Source organism: Hyunsoonleella rubra, assembly GCF_042684665.1.
Taxonomy (GTDB): Bacteria; Bacteroidota; Bacteroidia; order Flavobacteriales; family Flavobacteriaceae; genus Jejuia; species Jejuia rubra.
In genome coordinates this window covers 134,577-150,632 of the sequence record NZ_JBHULY010000025.1, presented here as the reverse complement: position 1 = coordinate 150,632, position 16,056 = coordinate 134,577, and the positions used below count along the sequence as shown (strand labels likewise).

The window sequence follows — 16,056 nt, the reverse complement described above, 5'->3', positions numbered from 1 at the left end:
AACAGTAGTTACTCATGTACTCTAAGCGTTCAAGCTTAATTCAAGAGTACGCTTTCCCCTCCTTGGAGGGGTCAGGGGTGGGTTTGAAGCTGGAAGCTTTATGTTGGAAGTTAGAGAAGTGACTTTGGCGGAGAGGCCCGCGTTAGGGATTGCAGAGGAAAGCCCACAGCGGAGCCCCTTAGGGCGGAGCGAGGACTTGGAACGGAAAGCCTGCCTGCCGGCAGGCAGGCCCGACCCGTAGAGACTCCTGCAAGGTTTCCAAAAAAACTTTGTAGGCATGGAACGGAGGGAACGCCCAAAATAAAATGAGATCCTGAATCAAGTTCAGGATGACAAAAAAGTATTAACTAAAAAGAGATTCCTGCTTTCGCAGGAAGTAAGAGTATGAAAATTAATTGGGGTACCGGAATTGTTTTGGCCTTTGTAGGATTTATTGGGTTTATCATGTACTTTATTGTGTCGATGAATATTGACGATAGGTACGACCATGATTTGGTGAGCGAGGATTATTATGGGGAGGAATTGAAGTATCAGGAAGATATCGATAAGCTTAAGAATGCGAAAACGCTTACCACAAATATTAGTTATAGCAAGTCGTCCGAGGGCTTGAGAATTAATTTTCCGAGCGATATTGACTTTAAAAAAATCACAGGTAAAGTGTTCCTATATAGGCCATCTAACAAACAACTAGACTTTGAAACTTCTATTTCATTGTCTAATCCTTATTTGCTCATACCTGACAACCGTTTGGTAGATGGCCGTTGGAACATTAAAATTGATTGGCAATATAGGGGAAAATCTTATTTATTTAAAGAGGCGATAAATTATTAACATGCTTTGGTCGGCGTTCATATTGGGTTTATTGGGCAGTTTTCACTGTGTGGGGATGTGCGGACCGATAGCCTTTATGTTACCGGTGGACCGCTCCAATTCGCTAAAAAAAGTATCCCAAATTGCCATCTATCATTTTGGTAGATTGTTGTCTTACAGTATTATAGGATTGATTTTTGGCTTCATCGGAAAAAGCCTTTACATTTTTGGGTTTCAACAGCAACTATCCATAGCCATCGGCATTTTAATGATTTTGGTGGTACTGATTCCTCAGAGTACCTTTAACCGCTATAATTTTTCAAAACCTATTTATAAAATGATTTCCAAAGTGAAATCGGCTTTGGGTACCGCCTTGAAGAAAAAAACCATGGACACTTTTTTAACTATTGGGTTTTTGAATGGGTTTTTACCCTGTGGTTTAGTGTATATGGCGGTTTTTGGTGCAATGGCGGTTGGATCTGTAGCCCGGGGAAGCATGTACATGGCGGTTTTTGGCATAGGCACCATTCCTTTGATGACCACTGCTATTTACTTAAGTAATTTCCTTAAAGGAAAGACGAGACAGCGCATCCAAAATGCTATTCCTGTGTTTGTGGTTATTATCGGTACTCTTTTTATTCTTCGTGGTTTGGGGCTAGGAATTCCTTACCTCTCTCCCGCTCCTGTTTTTGAGATGGCTTCGTCGGGCATGAGCTGTCATTAGTCGAGTATCTTGATCCAATTTAGAGCGAATTTTTAGAATTTTCGTTTTTTCATATCGTTAATTTCCAAGCATTTATATAAGTTTTCTTCCTAATCCATAAAATATACTTATAAGTATTATTGACAAAATCAATAGTTTTATTTTCAATAATGATAGTATTGCTATTATATTTGCAATCAAATTAATTAATTATGGATTCATTACTTTCAAACTTAAAGATAGCGGTTCCTGAAAAAATCTATGTAAAAGACCCCGAGTCCTCCAACTTGGGCAAACGTATTGTGGAGCACAGCATTCTGCTTATAGATGAAATTGGTTTTGACAGCTTTACCTTTAAAAAGCTCGGTACCAAAATAGGTTCCAATGAGAGCTCCGTGTATCGTTATTTTGAAAGTAAGCATAAATTGTTGTTGTATCTGTCTTCTTGGTATTGGGCCTGGATAGAGTACCAATTGGTTCTTGAAACCCACAACCTTAATCCTTTTGATAAACTACAAAAGGCCATAGAAGTTGTTTCTAGGTCTACAAAAGAAGACTCTAGCTTCTCACATATTAACGAAGTTGTGCTGAATCGTATCATGGTTAACGAAAACTCTAAATCATTTTTAACCAAAGAGGTGGATTTAGAGAATAAAGAAGGTTACTTCGTAATCTATAAACGTATTGTATACAGATTACGCGATATGGTTGCTGCATTAAAACCAGAATATAAATATCCGTCCAGTTTAGCTAGCACAATAATAGATGGTAGTTTACATCAGCACTTTTTAAAAAGTCATTTCACATCTATGACGGATTGTGATTTGGATATTACACCCACTCAATTTTATAAAGATTTAGTATCAAAAACTTTACAATCTTAACTATGGAACAGCCTAAAAAGACCCCTTGGCAACGTTTAGTTGGCTTATTACAATTAGAAAAAAGGGACTTACTTCAAATATTATATTATGCTATTTTCACCGGGGTGGTTGCACTATCTCTCCCTTTAGGGATACAAGCTATAATAAACCTAATTCAAGGTGCACAAATATCTACATCTTGGGTAATATTGGTAATACTCGTAACGCTTGGTGTGGCATTCTCTGGTGTATTACAGTTAATGCAACTAAGGATTATCGAAAGTATTCAGCAGCGCATTTTTACACGTTCTTCTTTTGAGCTGACTTATCGTTTTCCGAAAATAAAAATGTCTGAATTACGTAACTATTACCCACCTGAACTGGCAAACCGTTTTTTTGATACTCTAACCATACAAAAAAGTTTATCCAAAATTTTAATAGATGTACCTACCGCGGTGCTTCAAATAATTTTTGCATTGATATTACTATCCTTTTACCACCCTTTTTTCATCATCTTTGGGTTACTGCTATTGGCGCTTATTTTTGTCGTATTCAAATTTACAGCAATTAAGGGTTTAGAAACCAGCTTAGTAGAGTCTAAGAAAAAATATAAAGTAGCCCATTGGATACAAGAAATTGCGCGTACTGTTATTAGTTTTAAACTCTCTGGGAGCACCAGTTTGGGCTTAAATAAAAATGACGATTTGGTCAAAGGCTACCTAGAAGCGAGAGAAAGCCACTTTAGGGTTTTGATCTTGCAGTTTATTCAAATGATAAGTTTTAAAGTCATTGTTACAGCAAGCTTACTACTTATTGGAGGTGCTTTGGTACTTAATCAGGAAATGAACATTGGCCAGTTTGTAGCTGCAGAAATTATTATTTTATTGGTGATAGCTTCTGTTGAAAAACTTATTCTTGGCTTGGAGTCTTTCTATGACACCCTTACTTCATTAGAAAAACTAGGGCAAATAGTAGATAAGGAATTAGAAGACCAGAATGGAGACCGCCCACAATACGACAACGGTTTCAATATAGAACTAGACGAAGTATCTTACGGCGTAGCAAATAAAACGGCGCATATTATAAAGAATATATCACTAAAAATAAATCCTAAAACACGTATGCTGGTAAGAGGTGAAAGCGGTGCAGGAAAATCAACCCTTTTACGTTTAATTGCAGGTGTTATTGAGCCTACAAGTGGCCATATATACGTTAACGATATGTCTCTAAATAGTATTCAGCTCAACTTTTATCGCTCGCAATTAGGGCTTTCGTTATCAGATGAGACACCCTTTGAAGGCACCATAAAAGACAACTTAACCTTCACCAATGAGAGTATTACGGACGAACAAATCTATGAAGTAATGGAAATAGTAGGTTTAAAAAAGTATATAAAGGAGCAAGCTAATGGGCTAAATACCATCCTGTACCCGGATGGCAAACAAATGTCGTTCACTTTAGCCAAAAAAATTGTTTTGGCAAGAGCCATCTTAAAACAACCAAAAGTATTAATACTAGAAGATGCTTTAGATAGATTCAACCTGTCTGAAACCAACTCAATTATAGACTATTTATCGCATGCAGACAGACCTTGGGCATTAATTGTTGTGAGTAGTAGCGATGCATGGTTAAACAAATGTAGCGAGGTAATAACACTGGATAAAGGAAGTATAAAAAACTAAACATATAAGTTATGCTAAATATAACACATAACCAATTGAATAAAACCTTTAACCTAGACTCCTATAAGTCTGGTAAAATGGTAATGAAAAAAAGGTATTACAAGTACTTTAACAGGTTTTTGTTAGCAGCGGCAATCATTATTCTAATAATACTGTTTTTACCTTGGACACAGAACATATCCGGTGATGGCTTGGTTACTACACTAACACCAAATCAGCGCCCGCAAACCATACAATCGCAAATACCTGGGCGAATTGAAGAATGGTATGTAAGAGAAGGCGATACTGTAAAAGCTGGTGATACTATTTTAAGGATTTCTGAGATTAAAAGTGATTATTTTGACGATCAGTTGGTTGAGCGTACCAACCAACAAATTATTGCAAAATCATCTTCGGTAGACGCTTATGGCGGAAAAGTTGACGCCCTAAACCGACAAATTTCTGCACTACAAAACGAGCGGACTTTAAAACTTGAACAAACTAGGAACAAACTCTTACAATCAAAACTAAAAGTAAAAAGTGATAGTATAGACCTTGAAGCCGCTAAAACCAATCTAAAGATTGCAGAAACCCAATACAACCGTATTGCTACGTTACAACAAGAGGGCTTAAAAGCGATGAAGGATGTTGAGGAAAAACGACTAAAACTTCAAGAAACCCAAGCTAAACTTATTTCGCAACAAAATAAATATCTAGCCAGCCAAAACGATGTAATAAACGCTGAAATCGAGCTCTCTAGAACCAAAGCGACTTTTGCCGATAAAATTTCAAAAGCCCAGAGTGATATGTTTACGGCACAATCCAGTCAGTTTGATACTAAAGCGCAAGTAACAAAACTGGAAAATGCCAAAACCAATTATGAACGTAGAAATAGTCTTCTATATGTTACGGCACCACTAAATGGCATTATCAATAAAGCACTAAGAGGTGGTGTTGGCGTAACCTTTAAAGAGGGAGAAGAGTTATTAGGCATTATGCCAAAACAGTATGATCTGGCCGTTGAAACCTTTGTACGCCCCATTGACTTGCCACTAATACATATTGGTGAGCAGGTGCGTGTGCAGTTTGATGGTTGGCCAGCCATTGTATTTAGCGGTTGGCCCAATGTTTCCTATGGTACTTATGGTGCAAAAGTAGTAGCCATCGAAAACTTTATTAGCGATAATGGAAAATACAGAGTTTTATTAGCACCTGATGAAACAGACCACGAGTGGCCCGAAGCCATACGCGTAGGCTCTGGCGCACAAACCATTGCCCTTTTGGAAGATGTTCCGATTTGGTTTGAGCTATGGCGACAAATCAACAGTTTCCCCCCAAATTATTATCAACCTGAAGGCAGCAAAACGGCCTCAAAAAAGGATAAAAAATGAGAATCCTCATAGTAAGTTTACTATTGCTCTTCAGCGGTTTGGTATCCGCTCAAGACTCAACCTCCGTTATCACCTTAGCTGAGTACTTGGGCTATGTAAAATCGTATCACCCTATCGTGAAACAGGCTAATTTGGTTATCAATGAAAGTGAAGCCAAATTAATGAAAGCACGTGGCGCCTTTGACCCTAAGCTTGAAGTGGATTACGACAGAAAGAAATTTAAGGGCACGGAATACTTTGATAGATTGAACGCCACCTTCAAAATACCCACTTGGTTCGGAATTGAACTCAAAGGTAATTTTGAGGAAAATACCGGTGATTTTTTAAGCCCAGAGGCCTTCGTTCCTGAAGATGGCCTGTACAGTGCGGGAATTTCGGTTCCAGTTGCTAGAGGCCTACTAACAAATAAACGTATGGCCATGTTGCGCCAGTCCAGACTTTACATAAAACAGGCACAGGCCGACAGACAATTATTGGTGAATGATATTCTGTACGAGGCCACAGTTTCCTATTTTAACTGGTTGCGACGCTACAACGAAAAGCAGGTTTATGAGGAGTTTTTGGTCAATGCCGAAATGCGTTTTAATGGTATTAAAAAAAGTTATGAAGTCGGGGACATGTCGGCCATTGACACAGTAGAGGCGCGAATTGCTCTGAACGACAGAAGGCTCAATTTAGAGAAATCCAGAATCAAGTTTGTCAAGGCTACCTTGGAACTGTCCAATTATTTATGGCTAAACGACAACACCCCCATTGAAATTCAAGAAGGTGTCGTACCAGACATCGATACGTTTTTCAATATCGACGAAACCCTAAATACATCGGGATTGGATATTGAAAATTTTAATATTGAGGAACATCCAAAAATGCTTTCACTCGATTACAAATACCAAAGCCTGAACATAGAAAAGCGACTGATGTCGAACAACCTGTTACCGCAAATCGACTTGCAGTATAACTTTTTATCGCAAACCCCTGAGGTGGCGAGGTCCTTTAGCACTTCGCAATATAAAAGTGGTGTAAACGTGAGTTTTCCCTTATTTTTAAGAAAGGAACGTGGAGATTTGAAATTGGCCAAATTGAAACTTCAGGATACAAGATTCGACATACAAAACACCAAAGTAAGCCTTCAAAATAAAATTGATGCCATCAACCAGGAATTGGATTCTTATGTGCTTCAAAATGAAGTCACAGGTACTATTGTTGAAGATTATTCCACAATGCTCACTGCTGAGGAGCGTAAATTCTTTTTGGGTGAAAGTTCGTTGTTTTTGGTGAATTCGCGCGAATCCAAATTGATCGATGCCAAACTAAAAGCCATCGAAATTGAAAACGATTTCTTTAAGACCAAGGCGAATCTGTTTAATGTATTGGCACTTTCAGAGGTTCAAATGGAATAGACACTTGATTTTTCCTGTTTGAAAGTTACTTGACTTTGTGGAATATTTCCGCTACTTTAGTTCCTGCCTGCCGAAAGGCAGGTAACATTCGATAAACTTCATTAAAACGCAAGCTTATCTCCCAGTTGTTCAGAATATTGACAAAGACCGATATGATTAAAAACCTTTCAATAATACTTCTAATTTTTTTCAAAACTCCTGCAATCAATTCCCAAACTTTAGATAATTTAAATGATTCAATTTCTCATTTTAAATTTCAACAAAAAAGAATTCAAAATGAAATAATATTAAAACAAGATTCTCTAAAATTTCTTAATGCAAAAATTAAGATTTTAGAAGAAAAAAAATTACTTAAGAAATTTAAAAATGATGATAATGAGTTGACGATATTTTCTACCTTGAAACGAGAAGGGAAATTGAGAGAAGAAAGTAGTCCACTATCCCAAATTATTACTCGATTGCAAAAAAATGACACAATAAAATTAACGGATTACAGAGATGGATATTGGCTTATCAACAAAGGACCTTATTTCGGATATATTTCCGAAATGTACATTAACGAAAGTTCAGACTTGGAAGTTTTTAAAAGAAAATTAATAGAAGAAAACAAAAAAATAGATTCTATTATAGAACTGAAAAAGAAAGAAAAATTTGAGTTAGAGTATTCCAAAAAACTTGTAATAAAAGAAAAGGAAGCTGAAAAATTAAAGAAGGAGAGGTTGATTTATGAAAATAAAATTATTTCTCAATACGGTAATGAAACAGGAAAGAAATTATTAGATGGATATTATTGGATAGGAATGACCGAAAAAATGGCTAGAATAAGTCTAGGCGAACCTGACAGAATAAATAAAACTGTTGGTTCTTGGGGTGTTCACGAACAATGGATTTATCATGAATTATATTTATATTTTGAAAACGGAAAATTGAGATCTTATCAAAATTCTAGATAAAATGCTAACTTAAGACGAGTATATTCAATTGCTCGCCTATAGTCTATTTGGGAAAATCCTGGCGGATTTTCCATTCAGTAATTATTTGCTACTTAAACTACGCCACTGAAACATACACAAACCCGTTAGACGAACCTCCTCAAAAACTAAGTCAGCTTGCCGACTATCTAAATCTTAAACGTCATCACCGGCAAGGTAGAATGATTGGCCACATCCTCGCCAATACTGCCTTCAAAGAAGTGCGCCAAACCTTTTCTGCCGTGGGTGGGTACCACAATCAAATCGGCCCCTATTTTACTGGCGCAGTTTAAAACGCCTTCTTCCACAGAATAATCATTGATGTAGTGTACATCGGCCATTTTGTCCAAGTTGCGTTCAGCCTTGGCAAAAAAGTTGACTACTTTTTTCTCAATTTCCAAGGAACTTTGGAATCGGTCATTGGGCAAATTCACATGAATCAAATACAATTTCGACCCCATAACATTAAACATTTTAGCCGCTTTTAAGTAAGGCTCAATAGCTTCTTCAGAAAAATCACAAGCAAAGGCCACCACATCAAAATTGATTCCGGCACGGTCATCCTTTACTACCAAAACAGGCACATTTGCATTACGCACCACCCGTTCAGTATTAGAGCCCACAAAAAATTCTGCAATACCACTGGAACCATGCGACCCCATCACAATCAGGTCTGCATTATTCTTCAAAGCTACATCATTCACCTCGCTAAAGACTTTAAAATGCTTAACTATCGGTGTTAATTTTATATCCTTCAGATAGTCCTTTTCTAAAAACTTGTCAAACTTTTGCTGGGCCAATTTTAAAAAGAACACCGCTTTTTCATTTTGCAGACCGTCCGATGCTGACAACATGATATCTGACATTTCCAACATGTGCAAAGCCAATACCTCGGCATTATATTTTTTCGCCAATTTTGAAGCTGTTTTCAGGGCATATTCGGAATGATCCGAGAAATCGATGGGTACAATAATTTTTTTCATGATTTTAGTTTTTATAGACCTATTAGGTTTTTAAATAAAGGAGTTGGGAAGATGAAAAAATGGGTTTTTCCAATTTCTTAACTCCTCTTTCTTTCAATTTTCAATAAAAATTGAAATTCATTCTCCTCTTTTTGTAAAGAGGAGAGCAAATCTTGATCAAAAATTCAGGATTTTTTCGATTTTAACCTAAATTTTTTCAATATCGGCTCCTACCTTTTCCCAAAGGGAGGAAAATTTCGATGTCATCGAAATTAGGAGGGTTCTTTAAATACTCTTCCACACAATTATGCTTTTTAAACTTAATAGGCCTGTTAAAATACTTCTTAAACAGTCATTGAAAACAACTGTGTATCTGGTTTTTTCCGTTGCAATAGCATGTCGAATGCCATACAAACGTTGCGTACAAATGGCCGTCCTTTTTCGGTAACCTGCATGCTACTGGAATCTATTACAAGCAATCCATCCTTTTCCATTTCCTTTAAACGGATTAAAACGTCCGGGAGTTCCTCAAAATAAAGGTGGCTTTTGGTCCAATTCGTTTCAAACTGGCACATTAAGTTCAAAATATGTCTTCGTATAATTAAATCCTCATTATTCAAAATATGACCTCGAAATACGGGAATACTATCGTCTTTTAAAAGATTATAATAGCTTTCAATGTTCTTTACATTTTGGGCAAAACCGTACCAACTATCGCTTATAGAAGATACGCCCAAACCAATCATAGCCTGCGTTTTAGAAGCGGTATAACCCATGAAGTTTCGATGTAACTTCCCATTTTCCATGGATTGACACAAGGTATCCGATGTTAACGCAAAATGGTCCATGCCTATTTCCTCATAGCCCACTTCGGCCAATAATTGCTTGCCCGTTTCGTACTGCTGACGCTTCAATTCGGCCGAGGGCAAATCCGAATCCTTAAATCCACGCTGGCCATTCCCTTTTATCCAAGGTACATGGGCGTAGCTATAAAATGCCAGTCGGTCTGGTAATAATTCCTTCGTCTGCAAAATCGTTTCGGTGACATGCTCCAAAGTTTGAAAGGGCAAACCGAAAATAATATCGTGGCCCACGGAAGTGTACCCAATTTTACGAGCCACTTCAGTAGCTCGTTTTACATTTTCAAAAGGTTGAATTCTATGGATAGCCTTTTGAACGGTCTCATTATAATCCTGAACACCATAGCTTACGCGCCTAAACCCAACATCGTATAATGCCTGCAAATGGGCTTCAGTAGTATTATTGGGATGCCCCTCAAAACTGAACTCATAACCAACTGCTAATTCTGAGGTCTTCAAAATTTCCAGAATCAGATACTTCAAATGCTCTGGACTGAAAAAAGTGGGTGTGCCACCTCCCAAATGCAACTCCTTTATTACTGGCTTTTCATCGAATAAATCCAAATACAAGCGCCACTCCTTCAAAAGTGCTTCGATGTAGGGCGACTCAACGCTGTGCTGTTTGGTGATACGTTTGTTGCATCCGCAAAACGTACACAGGCTTTCGCAAAACGGCAAATGGATATAAATACTAATGCCTTCTTTGGCATTACTTTCATTAAAAGATTGGACTAGAGACGATTTCCATTTTTCCGTTGAAAATGTCTCATTATTCCAATACGGTACCGTTGGATAGCTCGTATAGCGAGGCCCAGCAATATTGTATTTATTGACTAAAGAATTTAACATACCTAACAATTCTACTTCAAAATTAACCCAAACCATTTCAAAAAAACATGATATATGTCATGCTGGATTCTTGCAATTTGTGTAATAATGCCTTAACTTTCCATTGAATAAAAAAACACCAAAACCATGAAAAAATTAAGCATTTTATGCCTTGTATTGGCTGTAACACTATCAGCATGCAAGAAGAAAAAGGAAGATGTAAAAGTTGAGGAAACCGTTGAAGAAACCGTAGAAGTAGTAAAAACCAAAAAGGTAAAAATAGCGCTAAACGCAAAAAGCGAAACCAATGCTACGGGCAATGTAGTTTTTAAGGAAGAAGACGGAAGCGTAACGATGACGGCGATTATCAGCGGTTTGGAGCCGGGGGAACACGCCATTCATATCCACGCAAAATCGGATTGCTCCTCCCCTGACGGAAAATCTGCCGGAGGACATTGGAACCCAACAAATACACCTCATGGTAAATGGGGCGCCATGGAAGGTTATCATAAAGGCGATATAGGCAATTTTATTGCCGATGAAAATGGAAACGGTACAATTTCGTTTACCACCGATCAATGGTGCATTGGCTGTGGCGATCCAAATAAGGATATTGTCGGTAAAGGAGTAATTGTACATGCTGGGGCAGACGACTTCACCTCACAACCTTCAGGTGCGGCTGGAGCAAGAGTAAGCTGTGCAGGGATTATTCAATAATATTCTAAAACATCAAAATTCAAAAGCTACCAGTTTTTGGTGGCTTTTGTTGTTAATATTTGTTACTTTCGGAACACCTAATTGTTATGAATGGACATTGAAGCATTAGTTGATAAGTTTCAAAAAAAAGACGTAAAGGCCTTCGAAACCCTTTATGAAATGTACAGCGAAAGCATGCATGGGGTCATTTACAATATTGTGAGAGACCATACTATTGCTGAAGAAGTGATGCAAGATGTATTCGTAAAAGCCTGGAACAATGCCGACAGCTATTCTTCTAAAAAAGGACGGTTTTTTACCTGGTTGCTGAACATCTCCAGAAACGCGGCCATCGATAAAATTCGCTCCAAAGCTTATAAAACCTCCAAGCAAAACCTCGATGTTGATTATTTCGTAGATATAATTGAAACCAATGAGAATTTGGATAGCAGAACTGATGCCATCGGGATAAAAAAATACGTAGATGCACTAGCTGAAAAATGTAAAAAAATCATTGAACTCCTCTACTTTAGAGGATTTACGCATAGCGAAGTATCCGAAACATTGGATATGCCTATTGGCACTGTAAAAACACGAAATAGAAATTGTATTCAGCAATTAAGGGATATGGTTTTAAACTGATATGGACATAAACGATTACATAGCGTCGGGCATTTTGGAACTTTATGTTGCAGGATCACTTTCTGAAAAAGAAAACGAGGAAGTGTACAATCTGATGCAACAACACCCTGAAATTTTGCAAGAAGTTCTGGAAATCGAAGCGGCAGTTGTAAAATTAACGGCGGCAACTTCACAAAAAACGAACGCCCATATTTTTAATGAGGTTAAAAAGGAATTGGGTCTGGACGACGAAGACGCCAAAATCATTACGCTAACGAAATCTAAGTACAATTGGGTAACCTACACGGGTTGGGCCGCATCCATTTTATTGGCGAGCGGTTTGCTTTGGACTGTTTACCAAAACAACCAGTTACAATCCGATATTCAGGTAGCCAAAACCCAGCAATCCTTGTTGGAAACCCAAATAGAAAATTCCAAAAACAGTTTAGCTGAAGCCAATACGCTGATATCGGTTTTAAGGGACGACAATATTTCTAGAATCCCATTGGCTGGCCAGGGCAATTTTGCCAATACCTATGCTAAAGTGTATTGGGATAAAACATCCAACCGTATATTTTTGGATGCCGAAGGTTTACCGGAGCCCCCAGCCGGTATGGTATATCAAATCTGGTCTTTGACCTTAAACCCGTTGACGCCCACCAGCCTAGGCACCATAGACGATTTTATATCAGATGCGAATAAAATATTCGAGATTGAGAACAACAACGCCAGTGAGGCTTTCGGTATCACACTAGAACCTGCCGGTGGTAGCGAAACCCCAACAATGGACCAATTGTATACACTTGGGGTGGTAGGGTAATCGTTGCATTATTATTTATTGTCAAGCACTTGAGGCACAAACTACATGAATAAAAAAATAGTTTTGATTACCGGAGCAAGCAAAGGAATTGGACTTGCTTTGGCAAAAAAAATGCTAAACGAAAACTTCTTTGTTATTGGAACAAGTAGAACTGGGAAAATTAGCGATATAGAAAACGACAATTTCTACTCTTTAAAATTGGATTTGTCGAAACCTAGGAGTATTGAGAATGCTTGCCGTAAGATTTCAAAAAAGTTTGACCGAATAGACATTCTAATAAATAACGCTGGAATTGGCCCCGACTTATACACTCATAGTCCAGAAATAGAGTCTTTTAAATCGACTTTTGACGTGAACATGACTGGCACAGTTTTCTTCACTGAGAAACTAATTGATTTAATAAGCAATAACGGAATCGTTTTAAATATTTCATCAAAAATGGGCTCAATAAATGTCTGCAAATTGACGGATTCAATAGCTTATCGAATGTCGAAAAGTGCTTTGAACATGTACACCAAAATATTGACAAATAGGCTCAAAGATAAAATTAGAGTTGCAGCTATTCATCCTGGCTGGGTTAAAACTTCTATAGTAGAAACTAACCTAAAAAATGGCAGATTGACATCCGAACAATCCGCAGAAAATATTTTTAAATTTATCAAGTCCAATTTTACGAGTGGTACTTTTTGGAATTCAGAAAACGAATCTGAATTGTTGTGGTAAAAAAAATGAAAGCCCCCAATCACTTTTAAACGATTGAAGACTTTCGTCCAAACAAAAAACCTAAAAACCAAACCTAATCCAGGTCCTTAAAATTTTATATGTTTTTTATGCTTTGTGTGGTCAGTGGGCCCAATTCAAAACTGCTTTCCAGTAATTCCTTTTTTAGCTTTTCAGCCTCTTTTTGGTTGCCGTTGGCCTTATAAATTTCAGCTAAATGATACAGAGATTCAGGCTCAAAGGTTTTGTTAACCACATGTTGCTCCATGATTTCTAACGCAATTCTATTATCTCCGTAATTGAAATAGGTCCATGCCAATAAATCATAAGATTGAGCGGTTGGCCTGTTTTCAATTTCCTTATGGGCAATTTTCAGTGCCTTAGCGGTTTTGGCTTTATCCTCGGCATACAATAGCACATTATATTTGTTATACATATGGCCGTATTCCGTTTTGGCAACGGCATCAAAATAGCGTTTTAATTCAGTAGTTTTTCGAATGTCATCACCTTTAAATTCGGCTATTTCAGCTTTTAAAAGATGATAGTCTGGAGCCGTGTGGGCTTGTGTTACTGCATCCAAAATACGTAAAGCTTCATCTGCATTTTTTTCATGTGAATATACTATCCAAGCTATCCCCTTTTTGGCGTATGCATCATGCGGATCCAACTTCAATGCTTTTAAATAATGGTTGTAAGAGGCTTCAATATTGCCAGCATGCCCGTAGTAATCGCCCAAATTGGTATAGGTCCATTGCATCAATGCCTTATTTTTTGAAGCCTCGGCCATTTCAGTAGCTTTCCTTAGGTATAAAATGGCATCATCCAAATTGCCTTCGTGATCGCTCCATTTTGATAACCGGATTAAAAAATCAAAATCCTTATAGTTTTCGATAAGGCTTAAGTACTGTTTTGCCTTTTCGGTGTTTCCTAATTCCAAATGCACATCAAACAACATTTTTTGAGTAGCCTTTAGTTTTTCGCCATTTCTTTCGGCCTTTTCAAGCACTGTCAAAGCGGCTTTGAATTTATGTTGCGAAATATAATTTCTGGCGAAGGCCCTCAAATAACCGGGTGAATTATAATTGGTGGCTTCATTGGCTTCCACCAATTTTTTTTCGGCTTCAATTAAATTTTCGATGTGTCCCGTTAGCGAAAATATAAGAGATTGGGATGCTGCAGCTTTTGCCAAATACGGAAATTGATTTGGCTCTTTTTCTAGCTTTTTTTCCCAAAATAAATAATCTTGATGTGCAACATCCAGTCTCTTATTGTCTTTTGCAGTTAAATACGAATTGTAATCTTCAACACGGGTCACTAACTTATCGGTTTCTTTAGTATTGCACCCTAGCAGGCAAAACGCCAAACTAAACAGTGCGATATGTAATGTTTTCATTGTTGCGGTTTTTTGTTAAGTGAAATCTGGGCACACCTTGGATGGCATACCCAGAAAAATAGGTTTTACCATGGCGCTGCCAAGTAAGGGAATGAGGTCAAAAATGCCTTGTCATTAGCATCAACATTGTCGTTTGAAAGTGCTAGATTTTCCATAAAATCCTCGCCACCAAAAATCAACAATAATTCTACAGTGATGACATCATCGGCCAGCGCACGACCGGTCAACACATTTGTGCCGTCAAAAAAGGTGGTTGTGCCATCTAAGGACACGTTTAAAACATCCGTAGCCAAAAGCGTGGTAAATGCAGTGGCATCTTGCCCTAAAGCATTTTGATCCGTAGAGATATCAAATGCCGGGCTTAGGTTCATCAAGTTAGTTTCAAACATACTTTGAAATGCCGCATTTTGTTGTGAAGGAATAGTCGTATTAAACATATCCTTGCTGGAAGAAGACACAAATACGGTATTTACGGCCGGTCTTCCCATTTGATCTGCCTGACTGTAGGTTCCTGAAAAATCAGGTCCGGTTGGAGGCATTATCGCATCATCATTATTAGAGCAGTTAAATGCTAAAAATGATAGTGTTATCGTTAGAGTTAATATCTTTAAAGTTTTCATAATGTATATCTTAAAATGAAGTAATCAGTTATTATTTTGTTTTGGTTTCAACCCATGTATTTATGGTTCCGGAACCGCCAATCATAGATTTGGGCACCTCAACCACGATGGACATGACGTTAGTTCCGGCAAAGGTGTCAGAGCCAGGATTGTTAAATCCTGTGGCATTTCCCGCAATAATTTCAGAATACTGAGCAAAATCCATAAAGAAAGGATCGTCTCGCGGACCCGCAAAAAAGCGCATATCGCCATTGATGCCAACAATTGCATTTGAACCATAGGCTGTAATATCTACAACGCCGCCCGCCGTGGCCGTCGTTTGTATGGTACTATTTAAACCAGTTTGTGAGGGTGCTACAGGCCCAAAAAAGTACATTTTGCCATCCCTCGGTATGGCTTGGATTACCAAATCCTCCACGTTATCGCCTGAAGTGTCGATATTAAACTCCACCAGGACACCCTCATCGAAGGTCGCGTCAGCAGTATTTGCCGGACTTATCAAGCCCTGAACGTTGGCAACAAATACCAAGTTATCTGTGTTTTCGCCTTGAAAGGCATAAAAATCGGTGATATCGCTAGACCCACTTTGTACCGCCGGAGCATCGATATGATCGGCCGCAATAGCAAAGAAACTGGCCACTGCCAAAACCCCTGCTCCTAAAATTGTTTTTAAATTTTTCATGATTTTTGTGATTTTTAAATATTTATTTTGAGACTCTCACCCATACCTACGGAAA

16 protein-coding genes are annotated in these 16,056 nt (G+C 38.0%); 11 read left to right on the top strand and 5 right to left on the bottom strand.

The window, feature by feature from the left end; translation table 11 throughout:
* The first annotated feature begins 384 nt into the window (after positions 1 to 384).
* The 7 genes from ACFSR8_RS11405 to ACFSR8_RS11375 all read left to right on the top strand — a co-directional run bounded on the left by ACFSR8_RS11405 (position 385) and on the right by ACFSR8_RS11375 (position 7,781).
* Positions 385 to 831 (top strand): FixH family protein, encoded by a 447-nt coding sequence (locus tag ACFSR8_RS11405; RefSeq protein WP_380292123.1) that lies wholly within the window; start codon positions 385 to 387, stop codon positions 829 to 831.
* Position 832: 1 nt separating this feature from the next.
* Positions 833 to 1,534 (top strand): sulfite exporter TauE/SafE family protein, encoded by a 702-nt coding sequence (locus tag ACFSR8_RS11400; protein WP_380292121.1) that lies wholly within the window; start codon positions 833 to 835, stop codon positions 1,532 to 1,534.
* Between the two features lie 191 nt (positions 1,535 to 1,725).
* Positions 1,726 to 2,397, top strand: a complete 672-nt coding sequence (locus ACFSR8_RS11395) for a TetR/AcrR family transcriptional regulator (RefSeq protein ID WP_380292119.1) — start codon at positions 1,726 to 1,728, stop codon at positions 2,395 to 2,397.
* Between the two features lie 2 nt (positions 2,398 to 2,399).
* Positions 2,400 to 4,058: a peptidase domain-containing ABC transporter gene (locus tag ACFSR8_RS11390; protein WP_380292117.1), complete on the top strand. Its 1,659-nt coding sequence runs from the start codon at positions 2,400 to 2,402 to the stop codon at positions 4,056 to 4,058.
* A gap of 11 nt (positions 4,059 to 4,069) precedes the next feature.
* Positions 4,070 to 5,428, top strand: coding sequence for an HlyD family secretion protein (locus ACFSR8_RS11385; RefSeq protein WP_380292115.1), 1,359 nt, complete (start codon positions 4,070 to 4,072; stop codon positions 5,426 to 5,428).
* A complete protein-coding gene (locus ACFSR8_RS11380) occupies positions 5,425 to 6,828 on the top strand; it encodes a TolC family protein (protein ID WP_380292113.1) in 1,404 nt (467 codons plus the stop codon). The genes ACFSR8_RS11385 and ACFSR8_RS11380 overlap by 4 nt, the downstream gene beginning before the upstream one ends.
* 152 nt (positions 6,829 to 6,980) lie before the next feature.
* Positions 6,981 to 7,781, top strand: a complete 801-nt coding sequence (locus ACFSR8_RS11375) for an SH3 domain-containing protein (RefSeq protein ID WP_380292111.1) — start codon at positions 6,981 to 6,983, stop codon at positions 7,779 to 7,781.
* Positions 7,782 to 7,948: 167 nt separating this feature from the next.
* Here the strand turns inward: ACFSR8_RS11375 and ACFSR8_RS11370 are convergent, their stop codons facing one another.
* Both ACFSR8_RS11370 and hemN read right to left on the bottom strand, forming a co-directional pair.
* Positions 7,949 to 8,782: a universal stress protein gene (locus ACFSR8_RS11370; RefSeq protein ID WP_380292109.1), complete on the bottom strand. Its 834-nt coding sequence runs from the start codon at positions 8,780 to 8,782 to the stop codon at positions 7,949 to 7,951.
* 323 nt (positions 8,783 to 9,105) lie between these two features.
* On the bottom strand, positions 9,106 to 10,470 hold the full coding sequence (hemN, locus tag ACFSR8_RS11365) for an oxygen-independent coproporphyrinogen III oxidase (protein WP_380292107.1): 1,365 nt from the start codon (positions 10,468 to 10,470) through the stop codon (positions 9,106 to 9,108).
* 126 nt (positions 10,471 to 10,596) lie between these two features.
* On the opposite strand from hemN, the gene ACFSR8_RS11360 reads away from it, so the two are divergent.
* The 4 genes from ACFSR8_RS11360 to ACFSR8_RS11345 all read left to right on the top strand — a co-directional run bounded on the left by ACFSR8_RS11360 (position 10,597) and on the right by ACFSR8_RS11345 (position 13,309).
* Entirely contained in the window at positions 10,597 to 11,166 is a 570-nt protein-coding gene (locus ACFSR8_RS11360) for a superoxide dismutase family protein (RefSeq protein WP_380292106.1), read from the top strand.
* Between the two features lie 90 nt (positions 11,167 to 11,256).
* Positions 11,257 to 11,787: an RNA polymerase sigma factor gene (locus ACFSR8_RS11355; RefSeq protein WP_380292104.1), complete on the top strand. Its 531-nt coding sequence runs from the start codon at positions 11,257 to 11,259 to the stop codon at positions 11,785 to 11,787.
* A gap of 1 nt (position 11,788) precedes the next feature.
* Positions 11,789 to 12,586, top strand: a complete 798-nt coding sequence (locus tag ACFSR8_RS11350; protein ID WP_380292102.1) for an anti-sigma factor — start codon at positions 11,789 to 11,791, stop codon at positions 12,584 to 12,586.
* A gap of 45 nt (positions 12,587 to 12,631) precedes the next feature.
* Positions 12,632 to 13,309, top strand: coding sequence for an SDR family NAD(P)-dependent oxidoreductase (locus tag ACFSR8_RS11345; protein WP_380292100.1), 678 nt, complete (start codon positions 12,632 to 12,634; stop codon positions 13,307 to 13,309).
* A 94-nt stretch (positions 13,310 to 13,403) separates the two neighbouring features.
* Here ACFSR8_RS11345 and ACFSR8_RS11340 read toward each other — a convergent pair whose 3' ends face one another.
* From ACFSR8_RS11340 to ACFSR8_RS11330, 3 genes are all read right to left on the bottom strand, one after another.
* Complete coding sequence (locus ACFSR8_RS11340; RefSeq protein WP_380292098.1) at positions 13,404 to 14,699, bottom strand: tetratricopeptide repeat protein; 1,296 nt, start codon at positions 14,697 to 14,699, stop codon at positions 13,404 to 13,406.
* A gap of 65 nt (positions 14,700 to 14,764) precedes the next feature.
* Positions 14,765 to 15,319: a DUF4331 family protein gene (locus ACFSR8_RS11335; RefSeq protein WP_380292096.1), complete on the bottom strand. Its 555-nt coding sequence runs from the start codon at positions 15,317 to 15,319 to the stop codon at positions 14,765 to 14,767.
* A gap of 31 nt (positions 15,320 to 15,350) precedes the next feature.
* Positions 15,351 to 16,001, bottom strand: a complete 651-nt coding sequence (locus ACFSR8_RS11330; protein ID WP_380292094.1) for a DUF4331 family protein — start codon at positions 15,999 to 16,001, stop codon at positions 15,351 to 15,353.
* Positions 16,002 to 16,056 lie beyond the last annotated feature (55 nt).

Bases quoted from the DNA above. Each gene is read 5' to 3' on its own strand.
- ACFSR8_RS11405 (WP_380292123.1), top strand. From the start codon at position 385: ATGAAAATTAATTGGGGTACCGGAATTGTTTTGGCCTTTGTAGGATTT.
- ACFSR8_RS11400 (WP_380292121.1), top strand. From the start codon at position 833: ATGCTTTGGTCGGCGTTCATATTGGGTTTATTGGGCAGTTTTCACTGT.
- ACFSR8_RS11395 (WP_380292119.1), top strand. From the start codon at position 1,726: ATGGATTCATTACTTTCAAACTTAAAGATAGCGGTTCCTGAAAAAATC.
- ACFSR8_RS11390 (WP_380292117.1), top strand. From the start codon at position 2,400: ATGGAACAGCCTAAAAAGACCCCTTGGCAACGTTTAGTTGGCTTATTA.
- ACFSR8_RS11385 (WP_380292115.1), top strand. From the start codon at position 4,070: ATGCTAAATATAACACATAACCAATTGAATAAAACCTTTAACCTAGAC.
- ACFSR8_RS11380 (WP_380292113.1), top strand. From the start codon at position 5,425: ATGAGAATCCTCATAGTAAGTTTACTATTGCTCTTCAGCGGTTTGGTA.
- ACFSR8_RS11375 (WP_380292111.1), top strand. From the start codon at position 6,981: ATGATTAAAAACCTTTCAATAATACTTCTAATTTTTTTCAAAACTCCT.
- ACFSR8_RS11370 (WP_380292109.1), bottom strand. From the start codon at position 8,782: ATGAAAAAAATTATTGTACCCATCGATTTCTCGGATCATTCCGAATAT.
- hemN (WP_380292107.1), bottom strand. From the start codon at position 10,470: ATGTTAAATTCTTTAGTCAATAAATACAATATTGCTGGGCCTCGCTAT.
- ACFSR8_RS11360 (WP_380292106.1), top strand. From the start codon at position 10,597: ATGAAAAAATTAAGCATTTTATGCCTTGTATTGGCTGTAACACTATCA.
- ACFSR8_RS11355 (WP_380292104.1), top strand. From the start codon at position 11,257: ATGGACATTGAAGCATTAGTTGATAAGTTTCAAAAAAAAGACGTAAAG.
- ACFSR8_RS11350 (WP_380292102.1), top strand. From the start codon at position 11,789: ATGGACATAAACGATTACATAGCGTCGGGCATTTTGGAACTTTATGTT.
- ACFSR8_RS11345 (WP_380292100.1), top strand. From the start codon at position 12,632: ATGAATAAAAAAATAGTTTTGATTACCGGAGCAAGCAAAGGAATTGGA.
- ACFSR8_RS11340 (WP_380292098.1), bottom strand. From the start codon at position 14,699: ATGAAAACATTACATATCGCACTGTTTAGTTTGGCGTTTTGCCTGCTA.
- ACFSR8_RS11335 (WP_380292096.1), bottom strand. From the start codon at position 15,319: ATGAAAACTTTAAAGATATTAACTCTAACGATAACACTATCATTTTTA.
- ACFSR8_RS11330 (WP_380292094.1), bottom strand. From the start codon at position 16,001: ATGAAAAATTTAAAAACAATTTTAGGAGCAGGGGTTTTGGCAGTGGCC.